This window comes from Streptomyces botrytidirepellens (assembly GCF_003721215.1).
Taxonomy (GTDB): Bacteria; Actinomycetota; Actinomycetes; order Streptomycetales; family Streptomycetaceae; genus Streptomyces; species Streptomyces himastatinicus.
In genome coordinates, this window is record NZ_RIBZ01000584.1 from 1 (window position 1) to 3,632 (window position 3,632).

General features: G+C 69.5%; 3 protein-coding genes. 2 read left to right on the forward strand and 1 reads right to left on the reverse strand.

The genetic code is table 11. The annotated features are described in order from the left end of the window. Window positions 1–91 precede the first annotated feature (91 nt). Window positions 92–901: a pyrroline-5-carboxylate reductase gene (gene proC, locus EEJ42_RS33195; RefSeq protein ID WP_123105718.1), complete on the reverse strand. Its 810-nt coding sequence runs from the start codon at window positions 899–901 to the stop codon at window positions 92–94. A gap of 599 nt (window positions 902–1,500) precedes the next feature. Between proC and EEJ42_RS33200 the strand changes: the two genes are divergently transcribed. Beyond that, on the forward strand, window positions 1,501–1,845 hold the full coding sequence (locus EEJ42_RS33200) for a hypothetical protein (protein WP_246097545.1): 345 nt from the start codon (window positions 1,501–1,503) through the stop codon (window positions 1,843–1,845). Window positions 1,846–2,080: 235 nt separating this feature from the next. Beyond that, window positions 2,081–3,589, forward strand: coding sequence for a SulP family inorganic anion transporter (locus EEJ42_RS33205; RefSeq protein WP_123105722.1), 1,509 nt, complete (start codon window positions 2,081–2,083; stop codon window positions 3,587–3,589). Window positions 3,590–3,632 lie beyond the last annotated feature (43 nt).

Consider the following 3,632-nt stretch of genomic DNA (forward strand, 5'->3'; position numbering starts at 1 on the left):
CGCGGGTCGACGCCGCCTACGCGGCGGTGGGGCTGCTGCCGCCGACCTGAGCCGGAGCGGGCCCCGGCTCGGCACCGGGGCCCGGGCGGGGTCAGCCGTTGCCGGAGGCCAGCTCGCGGCTGCGGTCGCGGGCCGCCTCCAGGGCGGCGATGAGGGCGGCGCGTACGCCGTGGCTCTCCAGTTCGCGGATGGCGCTGATCGTGGTGCCCGCGGGGGAGGTCACGGCCTCGCGCAGCGCGACCGGGTGCTGACCGCTGTCGCGCAGCATCGTCGCGGCGCCGATCGCCGCCTGGACGATCAGGTCGTGGGCCTTGTCGCGGGGCAGCCCGAGCAGGATTCCGGCGTCCGTCATGGCCTCGACGAGAAAGTAGAAGTACGCGGGACCGGAGCCGGAGAGGGCGGTCGCGGCGTCCTGCTGGCTCTCCGGGACGCGGAGCGTCTTGCCGACGCCGCCGAAGATCGCCTCGGCGTGGACGAGGTGCTCCTCACCGGCGTGGCTGCCCGCCGAGATGACGGACATGGCCTCGTCGACGAGGGCGGGGGTGTTGGTCATGACGCGCACCACGGGGGTGCCGACGGCCAGGCGCGCCTCGAAGAAGGAGGTGGGGATGCCCGCGGCGCCGGAGATGACCAGCCGGTCGGCGGGCACGTGCGGGGCCAGCTCGTCCAGCAGCGTGCTCATGTCCTGCGGCTTGACGGTGAGGATGAGCGTGTCGGCGGCCTTGGCGGCCTCGGCGTTGGTGACGGCCTCGACGCCGTAGCGAGACCGCAGCTCCTGGGCGCGCTCCGGGCGGCGGGCGGTGACCAGCAGATCGGTCGGTTTCCAGCCACCGCGGATCATCCCGCTGAGCAGGGCTTCGCCGATCTTTCCCGTGCCGAGTACGGCGACCGTCTCCGTCATAGTGCGGCTCACCTCGTGCGTTGCTGCGATGGATGGACGTCTCTCATCCTCGCACCGGGGGCCGGGCGACGCGGCGCGCTACGGCGATCACCTGCTGACCGGAACCGCATGAGCGACTTCCTGAAGAGCGCTTCAGGACTTCAGGCTGCGTTCAGGTTCGGTTCGGCAACGTAGTGGATGTCGGAAGGGCACGACAGGGCCCGCCGACAGAAGCACGCCGCGCCACGAACCGAAGGAACCGTCCCCATGAAGGCCACCGCCCAAGCGCACCCTCACCTCCCGCGCCGTCGTCCTTGGCACGGTCGCAGCCATCGCCCTGATCGGCGGCACGGGGTCGTGCATTATTCATTGTTCGATGAATAATATTTTTTTGGCTCCTTCGGGCGGTCCGGCGTGACGCTATCGCCTGCGAGCGCTGGCGTCCGCCGGGGCGACCGGAAGGAATCCGTCCTGTTCGACGCCTCTCTATTCACAAGTTGGTTACATATCGACTTGCAAATGGTCACGGGCTTCTGGACACAATGGAGTTGAGTGTCGATACGTACGGGAGGGAGGCGATGGTGAGGACGGTCCGGCATACCGCTCGTGGGCTGCTAGCCGTGGTATCCGTACTGCTCGCCCTCTTCATCGCCGCGGACAGTTCGTCCGCGCAGGTCACCCATCCTGAAACGATCAGCTCGACGGCGTCCGCCGACCCCAAGCCGATCATCAAGGCGCTCTCCACCCACCATGACAGCGGGGTGGAGGACTGCAAGGGGCTCCGTAACGGACGGGCGCCGCTGACCGCACCCACACCGAGCGGCAAATACGGATGTGTGTGCGGATGCGACGCGGGGGTGCGGATGCCGCGCACCGCGATCAGCGCATCTCTGACGGGACGCCAGGCCGTGCCGGTCTCGAGATCGGGCGAGTTGCCCGTCGTTCACCAGATTTTCCGCTGCTGAGGGCTGCACCGTCATATGCCGACGGCTCATGACGGCTGATGACGGCTCATTTCGTGCGCTCTCGCGCGTCACGTTTCACGCTTCCTCACGCGTCGTGTGAGCAAGCGAGCTTCACCGCCAGCGACCGATTCCATCGATCCCACTGACGAAGTGCTATGCCGTGCCCCCGCCTGCCCAGAGCCGGTGACGGGGCGCACTGGAGGCAACCCTCATGCGAAACTCTCTTCTTGCCCGAATGCGCGGCGCCGGCGGCGCCGCGGGCTCTCCCCCCGGCGCCGGGACGTTCCGCGCCGACTTCACCGCTTCTCTCGTCGTCTTCCTGGTGGCCGTGCCCCTGTGTGTGGGCGTGGCCGTCGCCTCCGGCGTCCCGGCCGAGCTGGGCCTGATCACCGGCATCGTCGGCGGCCTGGTCACCGGCCTCCTGCCGGGCAGCAGCCTCCAGGTGTCGGGCCCCGCCGCCGGTCTGACGGTGCTGGTCTACGAGGCGGTCCAGGAGTACGGCGTCGCGGCGCTGGGCGTACTCGTCCTGGTGTCCGGACTGCTCCAGCTGGCGATGGGCGCCCTGGGGCTGGGCCGCTGGTTCCGGGCGATCTCGCTCGCCGTGGTGCAGGGCATGCTGGCCGGTATCGGCCTCGTACTGATCGCCGGGCAGCTCTACGCGCTCGCCGACGCGAAGGCCCCGAGCAGCGGGCTCGACAAGATCTTCGGGATTCCGGAACTGATCGGCGACGTGGCCGGGTCGAGCAACTCGCTCACGGCCGTGGCCATCGGCGTCGGAACCATCCTGGTCCTGGTCCTCTGGCCGCGCTTCCGCCAGGGCGCCAAGGTGCTGCCCGCTCCGCTGGCCGCGGTCGCCCTCGCGACGATCGCGACGGTCAGCTTCGACCTGCCGGTCGCCCGGGTCGAGGTCAAGGGTCTGCTGGAGGCCATCCAGCCCCCCGGCGTCGATCAGATCACCCAGATGGCCGAAGTGGGCGTGATCGGGACCATTCTCGCGTTCACCCTGATCGCTTCGGCGGAGAGCCTGTTCAGTGCCGCGGCCGTGGACCGGCTGCACGACGGTCCGCGCACCGACTACGACAAGGAGCTCATGGCGCAGGGCGCCGGTAACGCGGTGTGCGGTGCGCTCGGCGCGCTGCCGATGACCGCGGTGATCGTGCGCAGCTCGGCCAATGTGTTCGCCGGTGCCAAGACGAAGCTCTCGCGCATCCTGCACGGTGTGTGGCTGCTGGTCTTCGCGGTCCTCTTCCCCTCCGCGCTGGGCATCATCCCGGTCGCGACGCTCGCCGGTGTGCTGGTGCACGCGGGCTGGAAGCTGATCCCGACCAAGGAGCTGCTGCCGCTGTGGCGGGAGCGCCGGGGCGAGGCGATCATCCTGATCGTGACCGCCGGGGCCATCGTGATCACCAACATGTTCGAGGGCGTCATCATCGGTCTGCTGATGTCGGTCGCCAAGACCGCCTGGGAGACCTCGCACGTCCACATCGACGTCAAGGGCCGCGACGACGCCGAGGACCAGCCCATCAAGGTGCGGGTGCTCGGCAACGCGACCTTCCTCCGGCTGCCCAAGCTGCTGGACGAGCTGGAGGCGCTGCCCCGTGAGCGGGTCGTGGAGCTGGACCTGAGGGGTCTGCGCCACGTGGACCACGCCTGCGAGATGGCGCTGGCCACCTGGACCGAGCGGCACAACGCGGTGGTGAGCCACGCGGAGACCACCGACGAGGACACGAAAGTACCGGCGTAACGCCTGACCGGCACAGCCCAGCCCCGGGCCCCCGGCGCATCCC

Coding starts and splice junctions, on each gene's coding strand:
- proC (WP_123105718.1), bottom strand. CDS start 901: ATGACGGAGACGGTCGCCGTACTCGGCACGGGAAAGATCGGCGAAGCC.
- EEJ42_RS33205 (WP_123105722.1), top strand. CDS start 2,081: ATGCGCGGCGCCGGCGGCGCCGCGGGCTCTCCCCCCGGCGCCGGGACG.